At 66.2% G+C, this 25,223-nt stretch carries 25 protein-coding genes; 10 read left to right on the forward strand and 15 right to left on the reverse strand.

Translation table 11 applies throughout. The features are described from left to right. The first annotated feature begins 2 nt into the window (after positions 1-2). A complete protein-coding gene (locus U5817_RS06430) occupies positions 3-1,049 on the forward strand; it encodes a U32 family peptidase (RefSeq protein ID WP_407280080.1) in 1,047 nt (348 codons plus the stop codon). Between the two features lie 831 nt (positions 1,050-1,880). Here the strand turns inward: U5817_RS06430 and aspA are convergent. Then, positions 1,881-3,299: an aspartate ammonia-lyase gene (aspA, locus tag U5817_RS06435; protein ID WP_169131630.1), complete on the reverse strand. Its 1,419-nt coding sequence runs from the start codon at positions 3,297-3,299 to the stop codon at positions 1,881-1,883. A gap of 164 nt (positions 3,300-3,463) precedes the next feature. Here aspA and U5817_RS06440 point away from each other — a divergent pair, with 164 nt between their 5' ends. After that, complete coding sequence (locus U5817_RS06440) at positions 3,464-4,375, forward strand: LysR substrate-binding domain-containing protein (RefSeq protein WP_407280081.1); 912 nt, start codon at positions 3,464-3,466, stop codon at positions 4,373-4,375. A 526-nt stretch (positions 4,376-4,901) separates the two neighbouring features. On the opposite strand, the gene U5817_RS06445 is transcribed toward U5817_RS06440, so the two are convergent. Next, positions 4,902-5,726 carry a hypothetical protein gene (locus U5817_RS06445; RefSeq protein ID WP_407280082.1) on the reverse strand — a complete coding sequence of 275 codons (825 nt, stop codon included), beginning with the start codon at positions 5,724-5,726 and terminating at the stop codon, positions 4,902-4,904. Positions 5,727-6,014: 288 nt separating this feature from the next. On the opposite strand from U5817_RS06445, the gene U5817_RS06450 reads away from it, so the two are divergent. The 4 genes from U5817_RS06450 to U5817_RS06465 all read left to right on the forward strand — a co-directional run bounded on the left by U5817_RS06450 (position 6,015) and on the right by U5817_RS06465 (position 11,112). Then, positions 6,015-6,983 carry a 2-hydroxyacid dehydrogenase gene (locus tag U5817_RS06450; RefSeq protein WP_407280083.1) on the forward strand — a complete coding sequence of 323 codons (969 nt, stop codon included), beginning with the start codon at positions 6,015-6,017 and terminating at the stop codon, positions 6,981-6,983. 10 nt (positions 6,984-6,993) lie between these two features. Next, complete coding sequence (locus U5817_RS06455) at positions 6,994-7,233, forward strand: hypothetical protein (RefSeq protein ID WP_407280084.1); 240 nt, start codon at positions 6,994-6,996, stop codon at positions 7,231-7,233. A gap of 84 nt (positions 7,234-7,317) precedes the next feature. Next, positions 7,318-8,751 (forward strand): NYN domain-containing protein, encoded by a 1,434-nt coding sequence (locus tag U5817_RS06460; protein ID WP_407280085.1) that lies wholly within the window; start codon positions 7,318-7,320, stop codon positions 8,749-8,751. A 141-nt stretch (positions 8,752-8,892) separates the two neighbouring features. After that, complete coding sequence (locus tag U5817_RS06465; RefSeq protein ID WP_407280086.1) at positions 8,893-11,112, forward strand: response regulator; 2,220 nt, start codon at positions 8,893-8,895, stop codon at positions 11,110-11,112. A gap of 7 nt (positions 11,113-11,119) precedes the next feature. Here U5817_RS06465 and U5817_RS06470 read toward each other — a convergent pair whose 3' ends face one another. The 9 genes from U5817_RS06470 to U5817_RS06510 form a co-directional block, all read right to left on the reverse strand. After that, positions 11,120-11,458 carry an Hpt domain-containing protein gene (locus U5817_RS06470; protein WP_407280087.1) on the reverse strand — a complete coding sequence of 113 codons (339 nt, stop codon included), beginning with the start codon at positions 11,456-11,458 and terminating at the stop codon, positions 11,120-11,122. Further along, positions 11,448-12,521 (reverse strand): HD domain-containing phosphohydrolase, encoded by a 1,074-nt coding sequence (locus U5817_RS06475; protein ID WP_407280088.1) that lies wholly within the window; start codon positions 12,519-12,521, stop codon positions 11,448-11,450. The genes U5817_RS06470 and U5817_RS06475 overlap by 11 nt, the downstream gene beginning before the upstream one ends. A 147-nt stretch (positions 12,522-12,668) precedes the next feature. Beyond that, on the reverse strand, positions 12,669-13,322 hold the full coding sequence (leuE, locus tag U5817_RS06480; RefSeq protein WP_407281028.1) for a leucine efflux protein LeuE: 654 nt from the start codon (positions 13,320-13,322) through the stop codon (positions 12,669-12,671). 54 nt (positions 13,323-13,376) lie between these two features. After that, positions 13,377-13,691, reverse strand: a complete 315-nt coding sequence (locus U5817_RS06485; RefSeq protein ID WP_169131609.1) for an MliC family protein — start codon at positions 13,689-13,691, stop codon at positions 13,377-13,379. 91 nt (positions 13,692-13,782) lie between these two features. Continuing rightward, the gene (dtd, locus tag U5817_RS06490; protein ID WP_407280089.1) at positions 13,783-14,232 is read right to left on the reverse strand and encodes a D-aminoacyl-tRNA deacylase; all 450 of its coding nucleotides are present in this window, start codon (positions 14,230-14,232) and stop codon (positions 13,783-13,785) included. A 69-nt stretch (positions 14,233-14,301) separates the two neighbouring features. Next, on the reverse strand, positions 14,302-14,742 hold the full coding sequence (gene trxC, locus U5817_RS06495) for a thioredoxin TrxC (protein ID WP_407280090.1): 441 nt from the start codon (positions 14,740-14,742) through the stop codon (positions 14,302-14,304). A 48-nt stretch (positions 14,743-14,790) separates the two neighbouring features. Beyond that, a complete protein-coding gene (locus U5817_RS06500; protein ID WP_407280091.1) occupies positions 14,791-15,366 on the reverse strand; it encodes a DUF3365 domain-containing protein in 576 nt (191 codons plus the stop codon). Between the two features lie 89 nt (positions 15,367-15,455). Beyond that, entirely contained in the window at positions 15,456-15,656 is a 201-nt protein-coding gene (locus tag U5817_RS06505; protein WP_407280092.1) for a hypothetical protein, read from the reverse strand. A gap of 127 nt (positions 15,657-15,783) precedes the next feature. Beyond that, positions 15,784-16,569 (reverse strand): DODA-type extradiol aromatic ring-opening family dioxygenase, encoded by a 786-nt coding sequence (locus U5817_RS06510; protein ID WP_407280093.1) that lies wholly within the window; start codon positions 16,567-16,569, stop codon positions 15,784-15,786. 256 nt (positions 16,570-16,825) lie between these two features. Between U5817_RS06510 and U5817_RS06515 the strand changes: the two genes are divergently transcribed. Both U5817_RS06515 and U5817_RS06520 read left to right on the forward strand, forming a co-directional pair. Next, on the forward strand, positions 16,826-17,752 hold the full coding sequence (locus tag U5817_RS06515) for a CobD/CbiB family protein (protein WP_169128891.1): 927 nt from the start codon (positions 16,826-16,828) through the stop codon (positions 17,750-17,752). 19 nt (positions 17,753-17,771) lie between these two features. Then, positions 17,772-18,953: an acetyl-CoA C-acyltransferase family protein gene (locus U5817_RS06520; protein WP_407280094.1), complete on the forward strand. Its 1,182-nt coding sequence runs from the start codon at positions 17,772-17,774 to the stop codon at positions 18,951-18,953. Between the two features lie 73 nt (positions 18,954-19,026). On the opposite strand, the gene rsgA is transcribed toward U5817_RS06520, so the two are convergent. Both rsgA and U5817_RS06530 read right to left on the reverse strand, forming a co-directional pair. Next, positions 19,027-19,959 carry a ribosome small subunit-dependent GTPase A gene (gene rsgA, locus U5817_RS06525; RefSeq protein ID WP_407280095.1) on the reverse strand — a complete coding sequence of 311 codons (933 nt, stop codon included), beginning with the start codon at positions 19,957-19,959 and terminating at the stop codon, positions 19,027-19,029. A gap of 13 nt (positions 19,960-19,972) precedes the next feature. After that, a complete protein-coding gene (locus U5817_RS06530; RefSeq protein ID WP_407280096.1) occupies positions 19,973-21,229 on the reverse strand; it encodes a M48 family metallopeptidase in 1,257 nt (418 codons plus the stop codon). A gap of 83 nt (positions 21,230-21,312) precedes the next feature. On the opposite strand from U5817_RS06530, the gene orn reads away from it, so the two are divergent. Next, positions 21,313-21,864 carry an oligoribonuclease gene (orn, locus tag U5817_RS06535; protein WP_169128884.1) on the forward strand — a complete coding sequence of 184 codons (552 nt, stop codon included), beginning with the start codon at positions 21,313-21,315 and terminating at the stop codon, positions 21,862-21,864. 59 nt (positions 21,865-21,923) lie between these two features. Here orn and U5817_RS06540 read toward each other — a convergent pair whose 3' ends face one another. Next, positions 21,924-23,561: a glycosyltransferase family 39 protein gene (locus tag U5817_RS06540; protein ID WP_169128883.1), complete on the reverse strand. Its 1,638-nt coding sequence runs from the start codon at positions 23,559-23,561 to the stop codon at positions 21,924-21,926. 143 nt (positions 23,562-23,704) lie between these two features. Next, positions 23,705-23,923 (reverse strand): 50S ribosomal protein L31, encoded by a 219-nt coding sequence (gene rpmE, locus U5817_RS06545; protein ID WP_169128882.1) that lies wholly within the window; start codon positions 23,921-23,923, stop codon positions 23,705-23,707. A 312-nt stretch (positions 23,924-24,235) separates the two neighbouring features. On the opposite strand from rpmE, the gene U5817_RS06550 reads away from it, so the two are divergent. Beyond that, a complete protein-coding gene (locus U5817_RS06550) occupies positions 24,236-25,222 on the forward strand; it encodes a tRNA-dihydrouridine synthase (RefSeq protein ID WP_339380030.1) in 987 nt (328 codons plus the stop codon). Position 25,223 lies beyond the last annotated feature (1 nt).

Here is a 25,223-nt window from a genome sequence, read left to right on the forward strand (position 1 = left end):
ACATGAAGATCACCGCCCCCATCAGCACCCCCGCCGAAGTCGAACCGCTCGTGCTCGCCGGCGCCCGCGAACTCTACTGCGGCGTCGTCCCGCCGGACTGGATCCAGCGCTTCAACACCTCCGGCGTCAATCGTCGCGTGTTCGGCAACCTCAACGGCTACGCCGATCTCGAACGCGTCGTCGACAAGGCCACCGCGCTCGACGCCGAAGTCTTCCTCGTCCTCAACGCGCAGCAGTACGGCGAACAGCACCTCGACGCACTGACCGAGATCGGCACGCGCTTCCGCAGCATCGGCGGCAAGGCCGCGATCGTCGCCGACATCTCGCTGATCGCCTCGCTCGCGGCGAACGTGCCCGACCTCGACATCCATGTGAGCTCGGTGGCGACCTGCCGCAACGTCGAATCCGCGCGCTTCTTCGCCGCGCTCGGCGCGAATCGCATCATCCTGCCGAGGGACGTGACGGTCGCCGAAATCGCCGCGATCACGACGGAGCTGCCCGAACTCGACATCGAAGCCTTCGTCCTCAACGACGGCTGCGTGTTCGAGGAGGGCGCCTGCCACACCGTCCATCTGCCGATGAACAAGGGCGGCCCGATCTGCATCGACAACTACCAGTTCGAGTATCAGGCGACCGGCGGCGGCCAACCGCAGGAGCGCGCGCTGCGCCGGTTGGAACAGAACGATCTCGATTACAAACGCTGGCTTTGGTACCGCTTCGGCAACGGCTTCACATCCGCACCGAACGGCTACCCTTGGGGCCCCTGCGGCGTCTGCGCGATGCCGGCGATGCACGCGGCGGGCGTGCATTCGGTGAAGATCGCCGGCCGCGAGGGCGCGAGCGAACGCAAGATCAAGAGCGTCGAACTGGTCGCTCGCGTACTGGAGCGCATCGAGGCGGGCGAGCCGGCCGACGCGGTGCGCAAGTTCGCGGTCGGCTTGCGCGACGCGCCGAGCCATTGCGCGAGCGGCTACATGTGCTACTACCCCGAGGTGCGGAGCCGGCAGGAGCTTGGCGATACCGAAGGGCAGCTGCTGACGGCCGTCTGAGGCGAGGCAGGCAGGATTCGCAAAAAAAAGCCCGAGCTCTGGAGGGGCTCGGGCTGTAATCCACACCAAAGGAGGAAGTGGAGGAGACAGTTGAAATACTAAACGAAATGGTTGAGTAATTCAACAATGTCGCTGTGAGAAGTTCTCATGCGGTGATTTACACGGCAAATGACCGGCAATGCAGATTCTTGGTGCGCCGACACCATTGCATGTGCCTCCGGTTGCCGAGACCGTTGCGCGCCGCGCGCACGAGCAAGCCGGGGATCGCGCGACCCTAACGAGTACATCGAACCGGCACAAAAGAAAAAAGCCCGGACCTGTGAGGGACCGGGCTAAATCCACACCAAAGGAGGAGGGTGGAGGAGACGGTTCAAATCTTAATGGCAGCGCTTGTGCGTTGCAATAAATTTGTACGACAAATTTTTTTATCGCTCGATCAGGCATCCGAATGTGCAGACCCGGGGCTGCAATGCACGGGCAATACGCGCAATCGATGCACTCGGGAGCCGCCGAGTTTGGTGTGCGATGTTCCAGGGGGGGGCGGTCGGTGCTCGTGTTCCGGCACCGTCGGCGAAAAGCCAGAGCCGGAAAAGAAAAAGCCCGAGCAACTGAGGCCCGGGCTTAAATCCACACCAAAGGAGGAGGGTGGAGGAGACGGTTCAAATACTATCGAACCGGCTTGTGCGACGCAATAATAATGCACTTCAAATTTTTATATCCAGCGATTAGATCTTCGAATGGCCAGGCGGTGAAGGGGATTCCTAATCATGTCTTATACAAGACTGGAATTGTGCATTGCAGCATCTCGAGGTCTCACGCGGACCTTCGGCCTTAGGCCAGGCCGACCAGCGCGCGCGGTTGCGTGAGCACCTCGGGCCGCAGGATCTCGTCGAGCTGCTCGCGGGTGAGCAGGCCCTTGTCGAGCACCAGCTCATACACGCTATGTCCGCCGACCAGCGCCTCCTGGGCGATGCCGGTCGCGTTGGCGTAACCGATGTAGGGATTCAGCGCGGTCACGAGGCCAATCGAATTCTCGACGCTCCTGCGCAGGAATTCGCGATTCACGGTGATGCCCTTGACGCAGCGCTCCGCCAGCGTCAGGCAGCCCGCGCGCAGGTGGGTGACGCTCTTGAACAGGCTGTGGGCGATGATCGGCTCGAAGGCGTTCAGCTGCAGCTGGCCGGCCTCGGCGGCGAACGAGATCGTCATGTCGTTGCCGATCACCTCGTAGGCGATCTGGTTCACCACTTCCGGAATCACCGGGTTCACCTTGCCCGGCATGATCGACGACCCCGCCTGGCGCGCCGGCAAGTTGATCTCGCCGAAGCCTGCACGCGGCCCCGAGGATAGCAGGCGCAGGTCGTTGCACACCTTGGAGAGCTTCACCGCGACGCGCTTGAGCACGCCCGACAGCTGCACGAAGCTGCCGCAGTCCTGCGTCGCCTCGACCAGGTTCGGCGCCGTCAGCACCGGGATGCCGGTGATCTCGGCCAGATGCCGGCGCACCAGCGCGGCGTAGTCGGGGTGGGCGTTGATGCCGGTGCCGATCGCCGTCGCACCGAGGTTGATCTCGCAGATCAGCAGCACCGCCTCCTTCAGCCGCTCGATGTCCTCGCCCAGCATCACGACGTAGGTCGAGAACTCCTGCCCCATCGTCATCGGCACCGCGTCCTGCAACTGCGTGCGCCCCATCTTCAGCACGTCGGCGAACTCGACCGCCTTCTCGTGGAACGCCGCCTTCAGCACTTCCATCGCTTCGATCAGCTCGAAGATTCCCGCATAGCCCGCGAGCTTCAGCGCCGTGGGATACACGTCGTTGGTGCTCTGGCTCATGTTCACATGCTCGTTCGGGTGCAGGCGGGCGTAGTCGCCCTTCGCGCAACCGAGCAGCTCCAGTGCACGGTTCGCGATCACCTCGTTCGCGTTCATGTTGGTCGAGGTGCCGGCGCCGCCCTGGATCACGTCGACGACGAAATGCTCGTGCAGCGCCCCGGCGCGAATCTCCTCGCAGGCCCGCACGATCGCGTCCGTGCGTTCGCGATCCAGCAAGCCGAGTTCGTTGTTGGTCAGTGCGGCGGCCTGCTTGATCGCGGCCAGCGCACGCACGAGATCGGGATAGATCGAAATCGGCGTGCCGGTGATCGGGAAATTCTCCACCGCGCGCAGCGTATGGACCCCGTAGTAGGAGTCGGCGGGCAGGGAGCGGTCCCCCAGGAGATCGTGTTCGATGCGTTCGGTCGTCTGCGTCATGTTTCCTCCGATGTGTGGTGTGACGCATGGATGCTACGGACCGAAAACGGATTGCGTGCCGCGCCATGCAAAAAACGCATAACATCCCCAAGGAACCCGAATAGGACCGCGCATCGCGACAACTCGCCGGATGCCGCGGCACGGACACCGCAGGAGCGTGCAACATGCAGATCAAGTGGATCGAGGACTTCCTGACGCTGACGGACGCGCGCGCCTTCTCGCGCGCCGCCGAACGCCGCAACGTCTCCCAGCCGACCTTCAGCCGCCACATCCAGGCGCTGGAAGACTGGCTCGGCGTCGAGCTCATCGACCGCCGCGCGCAGGGCGTGCATCTCACCGCCGCCGGACGGATCTTCCGCGGCTTCGCGGCCGACATCCTGCGGCGCACCTACGACATGCGCACCGTGCTACGCGGACAGTCGCCCGGTAACATCGACACCGTCCGCTTCTCGGTCGCGCATACCTTGTCGCTCACCTTCTTCCCGCGCTGGCTGGGGCAACTGAAGGAAGCGCTGGGCAACGTCGTCGCGCGCGTCGGTGCGGTGAACGTGCCCGAAGGGGCGAGCGCGCTGATCGAGGGCGCCACCGATCTCCTCATCGCGTACCACCACCCGCAGCTGCCGATGCTGCTCGACCCCGTGCGCTTTCCCTACATCGCGCTCGCCACCGACCGCATGCTGCCCCTGTCGGCGCCGCGCACGGACGGCCGGCCGCGCTACAAGCTGCCGGGGCGGGCCGAGGCGGTCGTGCCCTTCCTCGCCTACTCGTCGGGCACCTACCTCGGACACGTGGTCGAGATGATCCTGCTCGGCGCCAACGAGCGCTGCCATTTCGACCGTTCTTTCGATACCCACATGTCGGAGGCGCTCAAGGCGATGGTGCTCGAAGGGCACGGGCTCGGCTGGTTGCCCGAGAGCTGCGTGGGCCGCGAACTCGCCGAAGGTCGGCTGGTGGAGGCCGGCCCCGCGCAGTGGACCTGCCCGCTGGAAGTCCGCCTGCATCGCGCGGCGGACAACAGCAATCCGATGGTGGACAAGATCTGGGCGCTGCTGAACACGCCGCGGGGAACTGCCTGAGGTCGCTCGCGGGCGCAGAAAAGAAAAAGCCCGAGCAACTGAGGCCCGGGCTTAAATCCACACCAAAGGAGGAGGGTGGAGGAGACGGTTCAAAGCATACGGTACCGTATGATGCGGCGCAATAAGTTTGTCCTACAAATGTTTTTATCGCGCGATCAGAATCCCCTATGGACTGGCGGGGCTGCAGAAAAGAAAAAGCCCGGACGTTTGACGGTCCGGGCTAAATCCACACCAAAGGAGGAGGGTGGAGGAGACGGTTCAAACTTTATTGGAAGAACTTGTGCAACGCAACATCTTCTGCCTGAAAATTTTTTTATATCACGATTATTACGATAAATGAAACAGTTTAATCAATGAGTTGTAATTGCATGGCGATCTGTTTGGCATGTTGCGATGCCGTATGAAGGCCGCCGCCGCGCAGACGGTCCGGCGGTCGTGGTCGTGACGATGATCGTCCCGATCGGCCCCATCTGCGAACTACAGCCCGACTCGGCCAGGTTCTCGTCGATGGCCGACCGCGCGGTGATCAGCGCAGCAGGGCGGAAATGAGCGAGAACTCATTGAGCGCGGCCACCACGCGCGTCTGCGACTCCGGCCCGCCATTGCCGAGCGAGGCCAGCATGAGGAGGTCGGTGAGGTTCTGCAGGCCGCCTTGCGAGGAATCACTGCCGCTGTCGAAGAGGCCGAGCGTCAGCTGCAGGGACGAGAACCGGAGCTGGGTCGCGAGAAGCGAGTTCACGTCGCCGTTTGACGAAGTGAATTCGGTCGCCACCGTCGCGAATGCCTCGGCGGCCCGCGCGAGCAGCGAGAAGCTGCCTTCGGGATCCGCCTCGAAGGCCGCGCGCAATGCCGCCATGTCGATGCCCAGGCGGCCGCCGGTGCCGGGCAGCAGCGATGGCTGCAGTTCGATGCCGAGGTCCGACAACTGCGTGAGGGCCGAATCGCCATTGTCGAAAGCCTCTTCGACGCGTGCCCGCAGGTCCGCCGACAGCTGGGCAGCAGGGGAGGAGGCCGGGGCGGTACCGAACAGGACATTCACCTCGCCGAGGCTGCTCTGCAGGCTGTTGAAGCTGTCGACGAAAAACTGCGCCTCGGCTGCGAGGCTGCCGAAGTCCGTGCCGAAGTTTTGTCCGATTCCGCTGTCGGACGACCCGGGGCGCAGCACGGCGAGGCGGTTCCCGAAGGTCGCGACGGCCGACAGGAGTTGGCCGAAACTCGACAGATCGACGATCGTCGACGAGCCGGAGAAGAGCGACAAACTGCCCGCCGTCGCGGCGAAATTCGTCGAAACGGGGCGAAGGGCGCTCGTGCCGAAGAGGCCGAGCGTCGAGCTCAGGGGCAGGATGCTCACGTGGCGGACTCCCGCGCGCGGCTGCGATCCGTGGTCGATCGCATTCCTTGGAGTGCTCGCGTCGGCCCGAGGTTTCCCGCGAGCACGCCGCCGAGGACAAAAGATCGTCTCGTTGGGGTTGCGCCCGATCCCCTCCTGCGCCACCTGCGGGTATCGTTCGGGGTATGTCCGCGGCAGTGGTGGCTGGCCCATTGCCACGGCATTCTTCGCCGCAGATGTCCGCACAGTCTGCGCGCTGCACCCTTAGCCGGACCGAGATCACCGCGAATCACGAGCAGGATGAAGAACATGACCCGACCCCGCCTCATCGTCACCCGCCGCTGGCCCGCCGAAGTCGAGCGTGAGCTCGCCGAGCGCTTCGACGTCCGCCTCAACGCCGACGATCACCCCTTCACGCGCGACGAGATGCGCGCGGCGCTCGCCTCGTGCGACGCACTGCTGCCGACGGTGTCCGACCGCATCGATGCCGACGTGCTCGGCGCCGCCCCGAGCGCGAAGCTGATCGCCAATTACGGCGTCGGCTTCAGCCACATCGACATCGACGCCGCCAGGGCGCGGGGCATCGCCGTCACGAACACGCCCGATGTCCTCACCGATTGCACCGCTGACCTCGCGATCACGCTGATGCTCATGGTCGCCCGGCGAGCCGGCGAGGGCGAACGCGAAGTGCGCAGCGGCAACTGGACCGGCTGGCGCCCGACGCACATGATCGGCACGAAGCTGAGCGGCAAGACCTTGGGCCTCATCGGCATGGGCCGCATCGCGCGCGCGGTCGCGATGCGCGCACAGCACGGCTTCGGCATGAAGATCGTGTTCTTCAACCGCAGCCGCGTGGGTGCGGACGCGCTTGCCGGGCTCGACGCGCACCAGTGCGACTCGGTCGAGGAAGTGCTGGCCCAGGCCGATTTCGTCTCCCTGCATTGCCCAGGCGGTGCGGCGACGCGCCACCTCATCAACCGCGAACGCCTCGCCCTGATGGGGCCCGACGCCTTCCTGATCAACACTGCGCGCGGCGAAGTGGTCGACGAGGCCGCGCTCGTCGATGCGCTGCGCGACGGCACGATCGCCGGCGCGGGCCTGGACGTGTTCGAAGCCGAACCCAAGCTCAGCGAGGGGCTGCTTTCCCTGGAAAATGTCGTCCTGCTGCCGCACCTCGGCAGCGCCACGCGCGAGACGCGCGTCGGCATGGGCATGCGCGTGCTCGACAACGTCGAGGCCTTCTTCGCCGGCCGCACGCCGCCGGACCGCGTCGCCTGAGGAGGCTGCCGTGAAACTCTCGCGCCTCTACCAGCCGCGCAACCCCGCCTTCTGGATGATGATCGCGCTGAACGTCCTGTCGTCGGTGTTCGCGTGGATCCTGCGCAGCTATCCGCTGAGTACGCCGGCCCTTGTCGTGCTCGCCGGCGTTGCCCTCGCGAACGCGCTGCTCGGGATGTGGTTCGCATGGCGACTGGTGCGCGACGACGCCCCTGCAGGCGACGAAAGGGCCCGCGGCCGCGGCATGTGACGCGCATCGTCGCGGCAGGAATCGCTATCATGTGCGCCTTGGGCGGTCCCCGCGACCGCGCCCGACACACCACCGGAGAACCTAATGGCCTCAGCCCATGACAGCGTCAGCATGGCGGTGTTCTGCGACTTCGAAAACGTCGCCCTCGGCGTGCGCGACGCCAAATACGAAAAATTCGACATCAAGCCGGTCCTCGAACGCCTGCTGCTCAAGGGCAGCATCGTCGTGAAGAAGGCCTACTGCGACTGGGAGCGCTACAAGGGCTTCAAGGCCGTGATGCACGAGGCCAACTTCGAGCTGATCGAGATCCCGCACGTCCGCCAGTCGGGCAAGAACTCCGCCGACATCCGCCTCGTCGTCGATGCGCTCGACCTGTGCTATACGAAATCGCATGTCGACACCTTCGTCATCATCAGCGGCGACTCCGACTTCTCGCCCCTGGTGTCCAAGCTGCGCGAGAACGCCAAGCAGGTCATCGGCGTGGGTGTGAAGCAATCGACCTCCGACCTGCTGATCGCCAACTGCGACGAGTTCATCTTCTACGATGACCTCGTGCGCGAGAGCCAGCGCGCCGCCAAGCGCGAAACGCGCGAAACCCAGCCCTCGACGAAGCGCTCGCCCGAAGAGGAAAAGCACCGCAAGGACGAGGTCGAAGCGCGCAAGCTCAAGGCCATCAACATCGCCGTCGAGACCTTCGATGCCCTGGTGGCAGAGCGCGGCGACAGCGGCGTGCGCATCTGGGCATCGATGCTCAAGGAGGCCATCAAGCGCCGCAAGCCCGACTTCAACGAGTCCTACTACGGCTTCCGCGCCTTCGGCAACCTGCTCGAGGAGGCTCAGGCGCGCGGCCTGCTCGAGTTCGGCCGTGACGAGAAATCGGGCGCCTACGTCTATCGCAGCAACCGTGCGGCCGTGACGGAAGCGATTGCCGAGGCGCCCGCAGCCGCGGAGCTGGGCACTGCGGTCGAGGCCATGACGGCGGCGGGCGAAGCGGCGCATGGTGAAGCGGTGTCGGCGACGCCGGTAGAGCGTCCGACGGGCGAAGAGCCTTCCGCCCGGCACGAACCCCGCCGCAAGCGGGGCGGACGCAAGTCCGCGGCGAAAAAGGCGGAGGCCGTGGCCGAGGCCTTGGTGGAAGGGGGCAGGGCGGAGGCGCCGAAGACCGTCGAGGCGGAAGCTCCGGCACGCATACCGGCTCAGCCCGAGCAGGAGTTCGTGGTCGCTCCCGCACCCGTAGCCGCTGAACCCAGAGTCGAAGCGGCCGAAGTGTCGCCGGCCGAGCCCGCCAAGGCGGGCGCCCGTCGTTCGCGTCGCGGCAAGTCCCAGGTCGCGAAGGCCGAGATCGCGAAACCGGAAGCGGCCATGCCGGAAGCGGCGCAAGCCGTTCCGGCAGCAGTCGAAGCGGTGCCCGCGACGGAGCCGGCTAGCGTCGCCGGGGATGATGGCGCGGCCAAGCCCCTCCGCAAGACCGCAGCGCGCGGCCGCCGACCGCGCAAGACCGAGCCGCAACAGAACTGACCCTGCGCCGCCGCCGCGACCAGGGCGTCCGGCGTACGGTAATTCCTCACGCGATGGCGCGGGCGGGGCAAATACAATGGCTATCGCCCCGCGGGCGACCGACGGGGTGACCTGCCCATTGCGCAGAGGCTGATCATCCCGATGACATCTGTTCTCCTGAACCGCCAGATTGCCGCCGCGTTCGGTACCTGCGAGGAGGCCCCTCTCAAGGGCGCGCTGGATGCGCTGCAGTCGGCCGGCCTTTCAGACCTTGCGGCCAACCTCGTCAATCTCCTGGTCGAGATCGAGGATACCTACGATCGCCATGCCGAGATCGAACGGCGGGCCGAGAAGGCGCGGCGACTCGTCGCCTGTCTCGATCTGACGGGCGATGTGCTGTGCGAATGGGATCTCGTTTCGCGCAAGATCAAGCAATCGTCCGCGTGGCAGAGGCGCTTCGGCACCATCGGCGGTGCGCCGGTGCGCAGCATAGACGACTGGCTTGAATGGATACTGCCCGACGATCGTGCGATGGTGGGCGAGCGGCTCAACACCGTGCTGCAGCGGCGTGCCCCGCTGATGGAAATCGAACACCGCATGCTGGATCCGGACGACGGGTGGCGCTGGTGGCTGCTGCGCTGCCGCGTCTCAGTGCGGGACGGCGAGGGCAAGCCCAAACGACTTCTTGTCCTGCATCGCGACATCACCGACCAGAAGCGCTCCGAGGCGGCCCTCGTGCGCGCAAAGGAAGAAGCGGAAACCGCCAACCGTGCGCGCGGAGCCTTTCTCGCGAACATGAGTCACGAGATTCGCACGCCGATGAATGCGGTCGTCGGCATGACCGAGCTTGCGCTCGATACCCCGCTCGACGACGTGCAGCGCGGCTACCTGGAAACCGTCAAGTCGTCCGCAGACGCGCTGCTTACGATCATCGACGACGTCCTGGATCTCTCCAAGATCGAAGCTGGGCGTCTCGAACTCGAATCCGTCGTGTTCTCGCTGCGCAATGTCCTGGGTGACACCATGCGCGGGCTGGCGGTCTCGGCCCATCGCAAGGGGCTGGAGGTGCTGCTCGACGTCGCACCCGACCTTCCCGATCGACTTTACGGCGATCCCACGCGTCTGCGCCAGGTTCTCTCCAATCTCGTCGGCAACGCGATCAAGTTTACCGAACGGGGTGAGGTCGCCGTGGAGGTCAGCAAGCTGCGGCACAGCGGCATGTCCCTGTACCTGCAGTTCGTCGTGCGCGACACCGGCGTCGGCATCGCCCCGGAGCTTCACGAGCAGATATTCGATGCCTTCATGCAGGGCGACCCGTCTACGGCGCGGCGCTTCGGCGGCACGGGTCTCGGACTCGCGATCACGAACCGGCTGGTCAAGCTGATGGACGGCCAGATCTGGCTCGAGAGCGAGCCGGGTGGCGGCAGCACCTTCTACTTCACGGCCCGCGTGGCCGCCGAACCCAATGCCGCCGCGCCGTCGTTCGAATTGCCGACTGGGTTGCAGGGCCGCGCCGTCCTGGTCATCGACGACTGCCCCCACGCCCTTGCGCTCATCGCGCGCATGCTGCAGCAGCTCGGGCTGGAGGTCGACACGACTGACGATGCGTCCCGCGTTCCGGCCCTCGTCGCCGAGCGCGCCCGTGTCGGCCGCCCCTATGACCTCATCCTGGCCGATGGCGGCATGCCCGCGCCAGGCGGTCTCGCGCTCCTGCAGACGTTCGACAACGTGTTGTTGTTGCTGGCAAATCATGCCCAGAGACAGGAGCTCGCGCGCAGCGCTGCAGTTCCGTCGCGCCCCCATCTCGTCAAGCCGGTGTTCGAGGACAACCTGTTCGATGCACTGCGCGCCGCGTTCGATGTCGCGGACCTGCGGCGGCTGGAACTGGCGCGCTTCGAGGTCGACGAAGCGGCCGTGCTCGGGCTCGATGCTGCCGAGCCGCTCAATGTCCTGCTGGTCGAAGACACGCTCGTCAACCAGGCACTTGCCGTGCAGTTGCTGACCAAGGCCGGGCACCGCGTCACCGTTGCGAACAACGGTGTCGAGGCGCTTGAATGGTTCGAGCAGCAGCCGTTCGACCTCATCCTGATGGACCTGCAGATGCCTCTCATCGACGGCATGGAAGCCACCGCGAAGATCCGCGCTCGCGAAGCCAGCCGGAGCTGGGCCGTTGGCGAGGGGCCGCGGCAATGTTACATCGCTGCAATGACTGCTCACGCGATGCAGGGGGACCGCGAGCGCTGCCTTGCTGCCGGAATGGACGACTACATCTCGAAGCCCATCCGCCGTCAGGCCCTGAACGCATTGCTCAAGCGCGCGATCGACCATCGCCGTGCCCCCAAGGGCGAGCTGAGCGTTCTGCTGCAGAACTGGACGGGCTGAGACGCCGCTAAATGGTCCGCAGCTCTGCGCACAACTGTGCGAGGAGGCGGTCGACCTCGCCCAGCCACGCGGCTGCAGACGGGAAGTCCTCTGTCCTCGACGCGTCCTCCAGTGCCTTTACCGCGCGAATCAGCGCAGCGGCACCGAAGTTTTCCGCCGACCCCTTGAGGCTGTGACCCGCGCGGATCACCGCCGTGACGTCGTGGTCGGCGAGGGCGGTGCGAAGGTCCGCAAGCAGACGCGGTGCATCCGCGACGAAGGTTGCGGCAATGGCCTGCAGGATCTCGACATCGTTGTCGAGGTTGTCGAGCGTCGCGCGAAGGTCGAACAGCGGCTCACTGTCCATCATCCGGTTCCGGGGCCGAGGCAGGCTCTACCTCGTCAACGTAGCGCACGCGGATTTCCAGCACCTCGTCCCAGACGGCGAGGAAGGCATCCACGCACGCCGGGTCGAAATGCGTGCCCCGGTTCTCGCTCAGATAGTCACGCGCCTCGTCGAGTGACCACGCACGCTTGTACGGGCGCGCTGAGGTCAGCGCGTCGAACACGTCGGCTACCGCAACGATCCTGCCTTCGATGGGGATCGCCTCCTTCGCGAGGCCCCGGGGATAGCCCGAACCGTCGAACTTCTCATGGTGATGCAGCGCGATCGACGCGGCCAGCTGGATCGCATGCGAGCTGCTTTCACGCAGGATTTCGTACCCGATTTGCGTGTGCTGCTTCATGATCTCGAACTCTTCCGGGCTATGTCGACCGGGTTTGAGCAGGATGTGGTCCGGGGTTCCGAGCTTGCCGACGTCATGCATCGGCGCCGCATGCAGCAGCATCTCGGCGAAATCGGCCGGAAGACCCATCTGCACCGCGATGCGCTGAGCGTAATGGGCCATGCGCAGGATGTGCGTGCCGGTCTCCGGATCGCGACACTCCGCCGCGCGTGCCAGCCGCACGATGGTCTCGCGCTCGCGGTCGTGGATCTCCGCGACGGCGCGCCGCACTTCTTCGGCCAGCCACGTGGCGCGGTCGGCCAAGGCCCTCTGGCTGCGCCGCAGCGCGAGCATGTTCCTGACCCGCGCCAGGAATTCCATGCGGTCGACGGGCTTGTTGAGGAAGTCCACGCCGCCTTCATCCAGTGCCGCGTAACGGACGCTCTTCTGATGGTCTGCAGTCACCATCAGGATCGGCAGACTGTCATGCCGGGGTTCTCGCCTCACGTGACGGATGAACTCCAGCCCGTCGAGCTTCGGCATCATGTAATCCACGATCACCAGGTCGGGGTCATTCTCGAGGCACCAGTCGAGGCCCGAGCCCGAATCGGCGAAGGGGATGGGCTGGCAGCCGTCCAGTCGCTGGATGAGCATGCGCATCAACGCGAGGTTGGTCGGCGTGTCGTCCACGATGACGACGTTCATGGTGGAATCCTGGGTGGAGTGGCGTTGCAACAAGTTACAAACTACCGTGAACCGGTCACTGCCGCCGTGCAGCGCCTCACGCTCGATGGCGGATGGATGATTCCTTATGAATAGCGTGGGCGGCACCGTATGGTGCCGGTCAGCGCCTCACCCTAGCGTGGCGTTCGCCAGCTTTGCGCCGAATCCGATGAACAGCCCGCCGACTCCCCCGGTTGCCGCCGCCGACAAGCGGCGGCGCCGGCGGAACTGCGCCGCGAGGTGTGCGCCGCCGAAGATCAGCGCCGACAGGTAGATCGCGCTGCACACCTGCACGATCGTGCCGAGGATCGCGAACGACAGTGCGGGGTAGGCATAGGCGGGGTCGACGAACTGGATGAAGAAGGACACGAAGAACAGGATCGCCTTCGGGTTCATCAGGCTGATCACCAGCGCCGTGCGGAAGGGGCGCGTCGCATCGGAGGCTGGTTGCTCGGGCGCCGCCGTGCCGGCCGTCTTGTCGCGCCAGCCGGCGATGGCCGAACGCAGCAGCGCGAGCCCGACCCATGCGAGATAGGCAGCTCCGGCGTACTTCAGCACCATGAACAGGGCGGGGGTCGTCTGCAGCAGGGATGCGACACCCGTGGCCGACAGAACCATCAGCACCGTGTCGCCGAGGAAGATTCCGCACGCCCCGCGATAGCCCGCCGCGACGCCGAGGCGCGAGGCGACCGCCGTCACGTAAAGCGAGTTCGGCCCCGGCAGCAGGACGATGAAGATCGTGCCGAGAATGAAAGTCGTCAGGTCGGTTACGCCATAGAACATGATCCAGGTCTCCGCCGGTAGATCATCAATCATAACGCGTTCGCGCAGCCGTATTCAGCGGCTGGCGCGGCAGTTCTCGTACTGGCCGGCTCCCTGCATGTCCACGCGCGCCGTATCACCGCTGCGCCACAGTGTCAGGGCCCCGCAGGCGTAACGTTCGCCGCCGCCATCGGCCGCCTCTCTCATCAGTGCGAAGCGCATCCGCTCGATTTCGATGCTCGCATCGCCCCACGGATGGTAGGTCACCGAAAAGCGCTTCCCCGCGTCGCACGCGTAGGCGACCGGGCGCGCTGCGGGCGGGGTCTGGGCGCAACCAGCAAGCAGGGTGGCAATGAGGAGGACGGGGAGGGCAATCGTGCGGGTGTTCATGAGCACTTCCTGCGGGGAGCACGCCGGCGGCGTGGAGGATGGAAAAACGAGGCTGCGTGTCGCGGTCGTTCACCCCGCCGCGGCCCCGGGTTCAGGTCGCCGGCGCGATGCGCATCGGGATGGTGACCGGCCCGTCATTGACGAGGTGTACCTGCATTTCCGCCGCGAATTCTCCGGTTCCGACCTGCGCGTGAGCCTTGCGCGCCTCGGCGACGAAATGCTCGTACAGCGTGCGGCCTTCGTCCGGCGCCGCCGCGTTCGTGAAGCTAGGCCGGTTTCCGCCCGTCGTGTCGGCCGCAAGCGTGAATTGGCTGACGATCAGCAGCCCGCCCTGCACGTCCTGCACGGAACGGTTCATCTTGCCGGCTTCGTCGGAAAAGATCCGCAGCTTCAGGAGCTTGCCCAATAACTTGTCGGCCTCGGCGCGACGATCGCCGCGCTCGGCGCACACCAGCACCAGCAGGCCGCGGCCGATCGCGCCGGTGATCCTGCCGTCCACCTCCACGCGCGCTTCCGCGACGCGCTGCACCACTGCCAACATCAGTTTCGCTCCCTTGATCCCGGCCTGCCTCTGCGCCTCAAGCCCCACCTTGGCTGCACGCGCCGTGCGCTACAGTTCGTGGCTGCGTGCCCAGTGCGCGATGGCACCCGCGTTCATTGCACCCGACTGCCGCGCCACTTCCTGTCCATTGTGGAACAGGATCATCGTCGGGATGCTGCGGATGCCAAAGCGCGCCGCAAGCGCCTGTTCCTCTTCCGTATTCACCTTAGCCAGGCGCATCTGCGGTTCGAGCATGCGTGCGGCCTCCTCGAAGGCCGGAGCCATCATGCGGCAGGGCCCGCACCACGGCGCCCAGAAATCCACCAGCACCGGCAGGTCGCTACGCTCGGTGTGGAGCGCGAAATTCGTCGCGTCCAGCGTCAGCGGCTTGCGTGCGAACAGCGGGGCATGACACTTGCCGCAGTTCGGCTCGTCGCTCATGCGTGCCGCCGGCACCCGGTTGAGTGCGTCGCAGTGCGGACAGGGCAGGGTCAGGGTATCGGGGGACATCATCGACTCCGTCGCCGGCTGGATCCCCGCCGGCGTGTTCACATGCACTTACAGCGGCTTCGTCGCGACGATGGCGCCACGGATCTGGCCTTCGCTGTAGCCTGTCGCGCGATCCTGCGGGTAATGCTCGGCCAGGCGTGCTTTGACTGCCGGCGTCAGCTTGTCCTCGGCTCCGTGACAGTTGAGGCATAGCGGCTGCGTCGGCAGGGCCTTGGCGTAGCGGAATGCGCGTGTGCCGTCCGCCTGTTCGACCAGTTCACCCTTCTCCAGTTTCGCCGGATTCTCGCCCGTCGCGGCGCGGCGGTCGAATTCCTCCAGTGTCTTGCGCTCCCATGCGTCAGGCGTCGCGCGCTGCGGATTGCGTGCCTTCAGGGTGACGCGCTTCAATTGCCAGCCGGTGCTCGCGACGATTTCCTTGGCCATCTTCGGCGCCATGTCACGGCATACGGGAACCGCGCCTTCCGGGCCGCTCCTGGCGATCTCCTCGTTGAGCGCCGTCACGAGCCGCGGCGGCAGGCTCGTCGCAGCGGCGCGCGCCTCGGTCATCAGCGCCAGTTCCTCCGCCAGGGCAGGCAAGGCTGCCCCCGCAATCGTCGCTGCCACGACCAGCCGTACTATCGTCATCGCGATCTCCTGATTTTAATAAAAGCAAACGCTTATATTACAGCGAATGGCAGCGGTGAGGGGCTTCGGACGGGGGGGCGCTGCGGCGATTATTCGATGCGCTCGGTCAGCGCCCACAGCAGCAGGAAGCTGCCGGCGGCGAGTGCGCCGATTCCGGCCAGGAGCAGGGTGCCGACCTGGTATCCCCCGATCCAGAAGCTGCCGGACAGCCGCGCGAGGCCCGCGACCAGGCACAGGGCGAGTCCGCCAAGTCCCGACAGCCTGCCGGCGAGTAACAACAGTCGATGCATGGCGCCTCCTCCCGTCGTTTGCGATACCGCGCAGGCATCGCATACTGGATGTCAGGCGATTAGACGCCGGTATCCTGTGTCGCACAAGCGTGTTGCGGCGGTCGGGGCGGTCGGGGCGGCCGTCCGATCAGCTCGCGCCGAAGACGTAGGCGTCCATCGCGAGCATGCCGTAGCGCACGTCGGCGGCGGCCAGGCGGCGTGCGCCCGCCGGCATTCCGGCCGCGCCGTGGGCGAACATGAGCGGCATGAGGTGCTCGTCGGTCGGATGGGCGCGCTCGGCATGCGGCGCGCGCCGCCGATAGTCCAGCAAGGCATCGACGTCGCCCACGGCCAGCGTGTCGGCGACCCACTCGGCGAAAGCATTGACGTAGGGCGCGGTTCCCGTTGCCGTGCCGGTGAACTCGTAAAGGTTATGGGTGAGGCTTCCGGATCCGACGATCAGGACGCCCTCCTCGCGCAGCGGCGACAGCCCCCGCCCCAGGGCATGGAACCAGCTCGCCGGGCGGCGCCCGGGCATCGAGATCTGCACGACCGGCACGCCGGCGTCCGGGTACATGTGCCGCAGGGGCACCCACGCGCCGTGATCGAGGCCGCGAGTCCCGTCCGGCTGTGCATCGATTCCGGTGGCGGCGAGGAGCCCGATCGCGCGGGCGGCAAGGTCCGGATCGCCGGGCGCCGGGTAGCGCAGGTCGTACAGGGGGGCGGGGAAGCCGCCGAAATCGTGGATCGTTTCCGGCTGTCGGCCTGTCGACAGTTTCAGTGCGGGAGTCATCCAGTGCGGCGAGGCGATCAGGATTGCGCGGGGCGTGGGGATCGTTCGTGCCAGGGCGGCGAGTTCGCGTCCGGCTTCGCCCGGCTCGAGTGCGAAAGTGGGTGCTCCGTGGGAAACGAAGAGGGTGGGCATCGTACTCATTTGGGCTCCAGTGCATGCCGGGTGCGGCCCTTCCTGACCGCTCCCGTTTGCTGCAGTCTATGGAGCGCACGCGCGGCGATAAACCCGGAGCGGCGGCACGCACTGTTCAGTCATTTGCAACAATCACCGGTTTGCTGTTGTCGAACCCATCAATCCAATTTCGTGCGCGCTTTTTCCGCGTTGCACAATCGCGCAGTGCTTTTATGGTATCGTCAGTGGCTATCACGGGTCCGGCCCTTTCTCAATCGCAATACGAATGACGCTTCTTTCGCTGATCGTTGCGCTGCTGCTCGAGCAGGTTCGGCCCTTGCCGGTGCGGCACATCGTCCTGGATCCGCTCCGTCGCCTGTCGGGCGTCCTGGTCGAACGTTTCAACGACGGCCAGGCCCGCAATGGCGTCGTTGCCTGGCTGCTCGTCGTCGTCTCGGTGGTCGCGGGCGGTGCGCTCGTCTTCTTCCTGCTGTGGCTTGTCCATCCGCTGCTGGCGGTGCTCTTCAACATCGCGGTGCTCTACCTGACGATGGGCTTCCGGCAGGAAAGCCATTTCTTCACCGACATCCACCTCGCCCTGCGCATGGGCGAACTCGACCGCGCGCGGTCGCTGCTGGGCGAATGGCGCGGCGGACAATACGTCGGGGCGAGTTCCAGCGAGGTCGCGCGGCTCGCGATCGAGGAGGGGCTCGTCGCCGCTCACCGCAACGTGTTCGGCGTGATTTTCTGGTTCATCGTCCTGCCAGGGCCGAGCGGCGCGCTGCTGTATCGCCTTGCCCGCTTCCTCGGCGAGGAGTGGGGGGAGCGTACGGATGCCGAGTTCGGCCAGTTCGGGCGCTTCGCCCGCAAGGTCTTCGAGGTGATCGACTGGCTGCCCGCGCGCATGACCGCGGCGTCGTTCTCGGTGGTGGGCGACTTCGAGGATGCGGTGTTCTGCTGGCGCACCCAGTCGATGCTCTGGGCCGACAGGGCGTCCGGTATACTCATCGCGGCAGGCGCGGGCGCGCTCGGTGTGCGCCTGGGCATGCCCGTCCATGAATCCGGCGAGATTGTCGAACGACCGGAAATGGGCGTCGGGGAAGAGGCCGACGCCGACTACATGCAGAGCACAGTGGGGCTGATCTGGCGCGCACTGGTGCTCTGTTTGCTGATGCTGGCCCTGCTGGTGATTGCCGGCTGGGTTGGTGCCTAACATCCAGGAGGGAGCACAGATGGCGAATCGTGAAGTTGTGGTTTTGAGCGCAGTCCGTTCGGCTGTTGGCGGTTTTAACGGCTCGCTGAAGGACATGGAGCCCGCCGAGCTGGGCGGCGTGGTCGTCAAGGAAGCGATCGCCCGTGCCGGCGTCGATCCGAAGCAGGTGACCTTCGCCACCGTCGGCAACTGCATCCCGACGGAATCGCGCTATGCCTACGTCGCGCGCGTTGCGACGATCCAGGGCGGCATGTCGATGGATTCGGTGGCTTTCGCCGTCAACCGTCTGTGCGGCTCGGCGCAGCAGGCCATCGTCAACTCCGCCCAGGCGATCATGCTGGGTGATGCGGACTTCGCGATCGGCGGCGGCGTCGAAGTGATGTCGCGCGGCGCCTACCTGCTGCCCGCGCTGCGCAGCGGCGCACGCATGGGTGACACCAAGGCCATCGACGCGATGGTTTCCGTGCTGACCGACCCGTTCGGCGTGGGCCACATGGGCATCACGGCCGAGAACCTGACCACCAAGTGGAGCATCAGCCGCGAGGATCAGGACGCCTTCGCGCTCGAGTCGCAGAACCGTGCCGCTGCTGCGATCGCCGACGGCCGCTTCAAGAGCCAGATCGTCCCGATCACCTTCGAAACCCGCAAGGGCCCGGTCGTGTTCGATACCGACGAGCACCCGCGCATGACCACCATGGAAGCGCTGGGCAAGATGAAGCCCGCCTTCAAGAAGGATGGTTCGGTCACCGCCGGTAACGCGTCCGGCATCAACGACGCGGCTGCCTTCCTCGTGCTGGCCGACGCGGCCAAGGCTGCGGCCGGCGGCCACAAGCCGATTGCGCGCCTCGTGTCCTATGCGATTGCTGGCGTGCCCAACGACGTCATGGGCGAAGGCCCGATCCCGGCGTCGAAGCTTGCGCTGCAGCGTGCCGGCCTGTCGCTGGACAAGATCGACGTGATCGAATCCAACGAAGCCTTCGCGGCGCAGTCGATCGCTGTGAACAAGGGGCTCGAACTGGATCCGAAGAAGACCAACCCGAACGGCGGCGCGATCGCGCTGGGTCACCCGGTCGGCGCAACCGGCGGCGTCATCATTACCAAGCTGCTGCACGAGCTGATCCGCGTCAACGGCCGCTACGGCATGGCCACGATGTGCATCGGCGGCGGTCAGGGCATCACGACGATCTGGGAACGCATCTGAGCGATCCATTCCCGGAAAGCAAAAAACCCGCTGCGGCGGGTTTTTTTTCGGGCGTCGGGCGGGCCGCAGAAGGCTACCAGCCCTGTGATTGGCGTTTCGCCTCGCGGATCTCGTCGCGGATCAGCCGGTAATGTTCGAAGCGGCGCGCATCGATCGCGCCGGACGCGAGCGCAGCCTGCAGGGCACAGCCCGGCTCGGACTCGTGCCGGCAATCGCGGAAGCGGCATTTGCCGAGGTGATCGTTGAATTCGACGAAGCTCGCCGCAAGCTCATCGGGCGTGAGGTGGGCGAGACCGAAGGCCTGCAGTCCGGGGCTGTCGATCAGCCAGCCGCCGTCTAGCGGATACAGGCGGGCAAAGGTGGTGGTGTGCTTGCCGCTGTTGAGTGCTTCGGAAATCTCGCGTGTCGCGGCACGGGCTTCCGGGATGAGCGCGTTGGTGAGGGTCGATTTTCCCATGCCCGACTGCCCGACGAAGATGCTGCGCTGGCCGGCGAGGTAGGGCCGCAGCTCGTCGGCGCCGGCGCGTGCGCTCAGCTCGATCACCTCGTAGCCGAGCCGCTCGAAGGGTGCGAGCATGCGGTGCGCGGCAGGCAGGGAATCGGCGAGGTCGGCCTTGTTCAGGACGATGAGGGTCCTGAGGTGCTGGCTTTCGGCCGCGGCGATGCAGCGGGAGATGAGCAGATCCGAGAACCCCGGCTCGGTTGCCGTCACCAGCACGACCTGGCTGAGGTTTGCCGCGATGAGCTTCTCGCGGAAGGCGTCCGAACGCCACAGCAGGTTGCGCCGCGGCTTGAGCGCAGTGATGACGCCCTGATCGCTGCCGGTCGCTTCGATCTCGACCTCGTCGCCGCACGCGAAGACGCTCTTCTTGCCGCGCGGGTAGCACTTCAGCGGTTTGGTTTCCTGCCCGGCCTGTCCCGCGACGACGACCTCGTAATGGCGGCCGAACGCGGCGACGATGACGCCCTCGAGGGCCGTGCCGTGCTTCTGTCTGGGCTTGCTCACGAAATGGCGGTTCTCAGCTGGAGGAGCGCAGGCGCGCGACACGCAATGCCGCCGGCGGGTGGGAGTCGAAGAAACTCGAGTACAGCGGGTCGGGGGTAAGTGTCGAGGCGTTGTCGCGGTAGAGCTTGACGAGTGCCTGCGCAAGATCGGCGGCGCGGGTTTGCCGCACCGCGTACGCGTCGGCCTCGAATTCATGCACCCGCGACCAGTAGCTCATCAGCGGCGCGGCGGGGAAGGTGAAACAGGGCAGGGCCAACGCGAACAGCGCCAGCGCGACCGCGGTGCCGGCCGAGGCAGGGGCAACGCCCAGTCCGGCATAGAACCACGGCTGCCCCATAAGCCAGCCCAGTAGCCACAGCAGGCCGAGGCTTGCGGCGGAGATCACCGCGAGGCGTTTCCAGATGTGGCGGTGGTGGAAATGACCGAGCTCGTGAGCGAGCACGGCCTCGACTTCCTCGGGCCGGAGCTTTTCCAGCAGGGTATCGAAGAAGACAATGCGCTTGGCGGCGCCGAAACCGGTGAAGTAGGCGTTGCCGTGTGCCGAGCGGCGCGAGCCGTCCATCACGAACAGGCCGCGGGAGCGGAAGCCGCAGCGTGCCAGCAGTGCCTCGACGCGCGACTTGAGCGCCTCGTCCGAGAGCGGGGTGAACTTGTTGAACAGCGGCGCGATGAAGGTCGGCCAGATGAAGAGCGCCAGCAGGTTGAAGGCGAGCCAGAAGAGCCACACCCACAGCCACCAGCGTTCGCCCATTGCGCCCATCAGCCACAGCACGGCCGCAAGGACCGGCAGCCCGATCAGGGCGGCAAGCAAGGCCTCGCGCGCGAGGTCGGCGAGGTAGAGGCCGGGCGTCATGCGGTTGAAGCCGAAGCGCTTCTCGATGCCGAAGGTGCGATAGAGCGCGAACGGCAGCTCGATGGCCCAGCCGGCGACGCCGAGCGTCGCGAGCAGGGCAACGCCGTGCACAAGCGTTCCCGCTTCGAGAAATCCGGCGAGCAGGTCGTGGATGGCCTGCAGCCCGCCGCCGAGGGTGAGGGCGAGCAGCCAGGCGGTGCTGATGGCAGCATCGACGGTGCCGAGCCCCATCCGTGCGGCAGTGTAGTCCGCCGCCTTGCGATGCGAGTCCAGGCTGATCGATTCCGCGAACGCGGGCGGTACCGATTCCCGGTGCGCACGCACGTGCCGGATCTGGCGCATCATGAGCACGAGCCTGGCGAACAGGGTGAGTGCGGCGGCGGCAAGGAAGAGGTACGAGAAGGCGTGCGGGGACATTCGGCGAGTGTGGGCAGACGGACAGGCGGGCGGCGCGGCATCTATGCCACAATCGCGCCTTTGCTCAAGCGGGGCGGACGATTATGGCACAGGATCAGAATCACCTCATCTGGCTCGACATGGAGATGACAGGGCTCGAGCCGGATACCGATCGCATCATCGAGATCGCGATCGTGATCACCGATTCGCAGCTCAATACCGTTGCGGAGGCGCCCGTGATCGCGGTGCATCAGCCCGACAGCGTGCTCGACCGCATGGATCAGTGGAACCGCGATACGCATGGCAAGTCGGGCCTGACCGACCGCGTGAAGACGTCGACGACCGGTGAGGCGGATGCCGAGGCGCAGATGCTGGCCTTCCTGCAGCAGTACGTGCCCGCGCGCACCTCACCGATGTGTGGCAACTCCGTGTGCCAGGATCGCCGCTTCCTCGCTCGCTACATGCCGCAGCTCGAGGCGTGGTTCCACTACCGCAACCTCGACGTGTCGACGCTGAAGGAGCTCGCGCGCCGGTGGCGCCCGGAGATCTACAAGGGCGTCGTCAAGAAGGGCAAGCACGAGGCGCTGTCGGACATCTACGAGTCGATCGGCGAACTGCGCCACTATCGCGACAACTTCCTGCGCCTACAGGACTGAGTCGGCAGCCCCGGCGGCGCCCCTTGAGGGCACGCGCCGGGGTCGAGTGCCGGCCCGGTTCAGTCGCGCCGGTACAGGCGGAAGATTTCCTGCTGTCTCCCGCCGCCGCGACGGAATTCCCAGATCTGCTGCCATTCCGGCGCGGGTTTTTGCGTCTCGCTGCGATCGTCGAAAACCAGCAGGAAGCCGCACGGGGTTTCGTTGTTGACGACCCGCTCCGGCCGGATGCCGGCGAAGTAATGGAAGGAGGCGCGCTGGCTGGCTGACAAGCCCACCATCGCGACACAGCCCTCACGCTCGCCCGACAGCGCGATCTTCAGCGAGGTTGCGGCCGGACGATAGCTGCGGTCATGGTCGAACCAGGGCTTGAGCAGCGCGATCGTGAGGCACCACAGCATCGTCATCCCGAGCGCCCAGTTCGCCGGCGCGCGGTTCGGCGAGCGCGGCAAACGCCACGCCAGCAGTACCCATGCGGCGATGATGGCGATGCCGGCGATGGCCGAGATCTCGGGTGCGCGCAGGGCGAAGTCCGGCGCCACGCGCACGAGGTGGCGTGCGAGTCCGGGCGGCCACAGGAAAACCTGGGCGCTCCATGCGATCCACACCAGCAGGGCGAAGACGCCGAAGGTCATGATCCCGAACCAATCGAAGGCGTTCGCGGCGCCGCGTCGCAGGGTCGGCACCCCTGATGCCGCAAGCAGCGCGAGCGGCGGCACGAGCGGCAGCATCGAGGCCGGGCTGAGGCTGCCGTTCAGGATGATCCAGGCCAGGGCGAAGACAAGGGCCGTGATCGGCAGCAGCGCGGACGCGCGCAGCAGGCGGCGGCGCGTGCGCCACAGCGACCACAGCGCGATGGGCCACAGCGGCCAGGCGAACCAGCCGAGCAGTTCGACCAGGCGCGCGAATTCGTTGCCGCTCATCGCTCCGGCCCACAGGTCGTGCCACTCGTTGCGCCACCACAGCGCGAGCAGTTCGGGGGACTGATAATGCAGCGCCAGCGGCCACAGCGCCGATGCGCCGAGGGCGATGCTCAGCCCGATGATCAGTCCGCTACTGGCGCGCGGATTGCGGCATTCGGGACAGGCGGCGATGACGACGACGAAGAGTGGCAACGAAAGCACGACACCGGGCAGGCCGCCGGCGAGGAAGGCGAGCGCCGCGCCCATTCCGGCCTGGACGCCGCCGAGCACGGGCCGGGTCGGGATGTGCGAGAGGCCCGCCAGCGTGAGGGTCTGCATCGCCATGAGCGCAATCATCGGTTGCGTTTCATGCGCATGCAGCACGAGGCCCAGCGTGCCGAGGGTCAGCAGGGCTGCGGGGGTGCGTGTCTCGCGCCCGTAGAGGCGGGTTGCCGCGCGCGTGATCCAGAAGATCGCCAGGGCCGTGAACAGCGTGGTCGCCAGCCGGGCGCCGTCGTGCAGCGGCAGCAAGGGGGCGAGCAGGCGCGCGAACGCGGCGCCGGCCCAGTAGTAGAGCGGCGGGAAATCGGTTTCGGGCTGGCCGGCGATGGCGGGGAACAGCAGATGGTTTCCCTGCAGCATCTCCAGGATCGGGCCGAAATGGCGTGCGTCGTCGCCGCGCCAAGGGTCATGGCCGGTCAGTCCGGTGAGCAGGTACAGGGCGATGAGCAGCGCCAGGCCGGTCGCGCCGTACAGATGCCGCCGGATCATCGAGGTCCGGAAGGATTCTCCAGTCATGTCATGGTGCGCCATCCGTCATGGTGCGGACGGCGTTGGAACGTCGGGTGCGGAATTCTAGCCGGCGCGCGCGGCTGCGCCGTGTTTCGAGGAACAAAAAAGGCAGCCGAAGCTGCCTTTTTGTCGCGACCGGAAACCGGGGTTCAGCCAAGGCGCTGAACGCTGCCGTATTTCTGGCGGAAGCGCTCGACGCGGCCGGCGGTATCGACGATCTTCTGCTTGCCGGTGTAGAACGGGTGGCAGGCCGCGCACACTTCGACGTGCAGCACGGGCTTGCCCAGCGTCGAGCGGGTTTCGAAGGCGTTGCCGCAGGAGCAGGTGACCTGGACGACTTGGTAATTCGGGTGGGTATCCGCTTTCATGGTGATTCCTCGAACGAGCGGGCGGTGAATGTGGCCGCCCTGACAGCAGGTGGAAACCGTAGATTATCACTGATCCGGTGTCGCAAGGCAAGCAAGCCGCTGTTTTGCAGGGCAAACGCACGATCGGCCGGGCAGCATTTCGGGTGCGCCTTCCGTCGTGAATCGAGCGGTCCGGAAACGCCGGACGTCGATTCGCGGCTGAAGCCGCTCACACGGTCGGACTGAAGTGCGTCCGGGGGCGTACATCCGGGTCGCAGGTGGCTCTCCTGCTGCCGTTGGCCGTACAATACGCCCCTTTTTCAGGGAGTTGGTGTGCGTCTGCTGCTCGCGCCGATGGAAGGTCTGCTCGACGCCGATTTGCGCGACGTTCTCACCCGCGCCTGCTCCTATGACTGGGCCGTGAGCGAGTTCGCGCGAGTGTCCGGCACGCTCCTGCCGCATCGCTTCTACCGGCGCATCAGCCCCGAGTTGCTGTCCGGCGGACGGACCGCGGCTGCGGTGCCGGTGCGCCTGCAACTGCTGGGCTCGGACCCCGCCTGTCTGGCCGATAACGCCGCGCGTCTCGTGGAGCTCGCGCCGCCTGGCGTGGACCTCAATTTCGGTTGTCCCGCTCCGACGGTAAATCGTCATCGCGGCGGAGCCGTGCTGCTCGACGAGCCCGAGCTGCTGCATCGCATCGCTGCCGCCGTGCGGGCTGCGGTGCCGGCCGGAATACCGTTCACGGCGAAGATGCGGTTGGGCGTCGCCGACACCGCGAGAGCCGTCGAATGCGCCCAGGCGCTCGCCGCCGGAGGCGTGGAAGCTTTGGTCGTGCATGCGCGCACCAAGCTCGACGGTTACCGTCCGCCGGCGCATTGGGCGTGGATCGCCCGCATTGCCGAGGCGGTGGACATTTCCGTGACTGCCAACGGCGAAGTGTGGTCCGAGGCCGACTGGCGGCGCTGCCGTGCGGAGAGCGGGGTTGCCGACGTGATGCTGGGGCGCGGCGCGGTTGCCGACCCCTTCCTTGCGCGACGCCTGCGCGCACATGGCGGCGAGGCCGGTCGCGTTATCGACCGCGAGGCGGAGTGGGCCGAATTGCGACCCCTCCTGGCACTTTACTGGAAGCGCGTCCAGGTCAGGTTGCGTCCGCAGCATTCGCCGGGCCGCCTCAAGCAGTGGCTGAACCTGCTGCGCCGCAATTACCCGCAGGCCGAGCAGCTGTTCCGCGAAATCCGCGCGGCGCGCAGGCCCCCCGAGATCGAAGCCGCGCTCGCACGCCACGGCATCGCCGCCGTTGCGCTGCCGCTGGCGGCCTGAA

Source organism: Aromatoleum evansii, from assembly GCF_045689615.1.
GTDB lineage: Bacteria > Pseudomonadota > Gammaproteobacteria > Burkholderiales > Rhodocyclaceae > Aromatoleum > Aromatoleum evansii.

Excerpts from the sequence above, each read along its gene's own strand:
- aspA (WP_169131630.1), bottom strand. The coding sequence starts at position 3,299 with ATGACGCAGACGACCGAACGCATCGAACACGATCTCCTGGGGGACCGC.
- U5817_RS06520 (WP_407280094.1), top strand. The coding sequence starts at position 17,772 with ATGGCGAATCGTGAAGTTGTGGTTTTGAGCGCAGTCCGTTCGGCTGTT.
- U5817_RS06440 (WP_407280081.1), top strand. The coding sequence starts at position 3,464 with ATGCAGATCAAGTGGATCGAGGACTTCCTGACGCTGACGGACGCGCGC.
- U5817_RS06470 (WP_407280087.1), bottom strand. The coding sequence starts at position 11,458 with ATGGACAGTGAGCCGCTGTTCGACCTTCGCGCGACGCTCGACAACCTC.
- trxC (WP_407280090.1), bottom strand. The coding sequence starts at position 14,742 with ATGTCCCCCGATACCCTGACCCTGCCCTGTCCGCACTGCGACGCACTC.
- U5817_RS06530 (WP_407280096.1), bottom strand. The coding sequence starts at position 21,229 with ATGTCCCCGCACGCCTTCTCGTACCTCTTCCTTGCCGCCGCCGCACTC.
- U5817_RS06500 (WP_407280091.1), bottom strand. The coding sequence starts at position 15,366 with ATGACGATAGTACGGCTGGTCGTGGCAGCGACGATTGCGGGGGCAGCC.
- rpmE (WP_169128882.1), bottom strand. The coding sequence starts at position 23,923 with ATGAAAGCGGATACCCACCCGAATTACCAAGTCGTCCAGGTCACCTGC.
- U5817_RS06510 (WP_407280093.1), bottom strand. The coding sequence starts at position 16,569 with ATGAGTACGATGCCCACCCTCTTCGTTTCCCACGGAGCACCCACTTTC.
- U5817_RS06450 (WP_407280083.1), top strand. The coding sequence starts at position 6,015 with ATGACCCGACCCCGCCTCATCGTCACCCGCCGCTGGCCCGCCGAAGTC.
- U5817_RS06515 (WP_169128891.1), top strand. The coding sequence starts at position 16,826 with ATGACGCTTCTTTCGCTGATCGTTGCGCTGCTGCTCGAGCAGGTTCGG.
- leuE (WP_407281028.1), bottom strand. The coding sequence starts at position 13,322 with ATGTTCTATGGCGTAACCGACCTGACGACTTTCATTCTCGGCACGATC.
- orn (WP_169128884.1), top strand. The coding sequence starts at position 21,313 with ATGGCACAGGATCAGAATCACCTCATCTGGCTCGACATGGAGATGACA.
- U5817_RS06540 (WP_169128883.1), bottom strand. The coding sequence starts at position 23,561 with ATGACTGGAGAATCCTTCCGGACCTCGATGATCCGGCGGCATCTGTAC.
- U5817_RS06485 (WP_169131609.1), bottom strand. The coding sequence starts at position 13,691 with ATGAACACCCGCACGATTGCCCTCCCCGTCCTCCTCATTGCCACCCTG.
- U5817_RS06460 (WP_407280085.1), top strand. The coding sequence starts at position 7,318 with ATGGCCTCAGCCCATGACAGCGTCAGCATGGCGGTGTTCTGCGACTTC.
- U5817_RS06430 (WP_407280080.1), top strand. The coding sequence starts at position 3 with ATGAAGATCACCGCCCCCATCAGCACCCCCGCCGAAGTCGAACCGCTC.
- U5817_RS06475 (WP_407280088.1), bottom strand. The coding sequence starts at position 12,521 with ATGAACGTCGTCATCGTGGACGACACGCCGACCAACCTCGCGTTGATG.
- U5817_RS06465 (WP_407280086.1), top strand. The coding sequence starts at position 8,893 with ATGACATCTGTTCTCCTGAACCGCCAGATTGCCGCCGCGTTCGGTACC.
- dtd (WP_407280089.1), bottom strand. The coding sequence starts at position 14,232 with ATGTTGGCAGTGGTGCAGCGCGTCGCGGAAGCGCGCGTGGAGGTGGAC.
- U5817_RS06505 (WP_407280092.1), bottom strand. The coding sequence starts at position 15,656 with ATGCATCGACTGTTGTTACTCGCCGGCAGGCTGTCGGGACTTGGCGGA.